Origin of the sequence: Candidatus Propionivibrio aalborgensis (assembly GCF_900089945.1) — a bacterium.
Taxonomy (GTDB): domain Bacteria; phylum Pseudomonadota; class Gammaproteobacteria; order Burkholderiales; family Rhodocyclaceae; genus Propionivibrio; species Propionivibrio aalborgensis.
Map to the genome: position 1 here is coordinate 1 of NZ_FLQY01000280.1, position 797 is coordinate 797.

Here is a 797-nt window from a genome sequence, read left to right on the forward strand (position 1 = left end):
TGGCCGATTGTACTCATAGGGCATCGCGCCGGAAAGCAGCCGCACGCCGCCAATTGAAGTGACGAGCGTGTGACCGCATCTCAGACCGCTAAATCTCGGTCTGCTCCGAGATCTCCAGCGCGTCATCCACCTCAATTCCAAGGTATCGAACGGTACTCTCCAACTTGGAATGACCGAGCAAGATCTGCACTGCCCTCAGGTTCTTCGTGCGTTTATAGATCAGCGTGGCCTTTGTTCGCCGCATCGTGTGCGTGCCATAGACCGTCGGATCGAGGCCGATGGCGGCAACCCAGTGGTGGACGATCCGTGCGTACTGCCGCGTAGAAACATGCGGTGACTTGGCGAGCCGGCTGGGGAAAAGGCATTGTTCTGGCCTCAACTTCGCCTTCTCTATCCATGCCGTGACTGCGGCTCTGGTCGGTTCTGTCAGCTCAAACTGAACCGGCCGTTGGGTCTTTCGCTGTACGACCATCGCCCGAGCCAAGACCTGGTTGCCGTGCGCGATGTCGCGGACGCGGAGATTGACGAGGTCGCAGCCACGCAGCTTGCTGTCGATCGCGAGGTTGAACATCGCCAGGTCTCGAACCTGATGCGCGTTCTGGAGGTTGATTCGGATGGCCCAGATGTCCTTCGGCTTTAGCGGCGGCTTCTGGCCAACCAGCTTGCCTTTGTTCCAGGGTTCCCGGTGTTGATTGGATTCCATGACAGACTCCTTCGTTGTTGATCGGAGTCTGATTGTTCTCCTTCTGGGCGACGGGCGGCTTTCCGGCGCGATGCTCTATGCGTACAATCGGCCA

1 protein-coding gene is annotated in these 797 nt (G+C 58.6%); it reads right to left on the reverse strand.

What is annotated here, in order from left to right; genetic code table 11:
- Window positions 1-88: 88 nt before the first annotated feature.
- Window positions 89-703, reverse strand: coding sequence for a tyrosine-type recombinase/integrase (locus PROAA_RS12960; RefSeq protein WP_186411743.1), 615 nt, complete (start codon window positions 701-703; stop codon window positions 89-91).
- Between the last annotated feature and the right edge of the window lie 94 nt (window positions 704-797).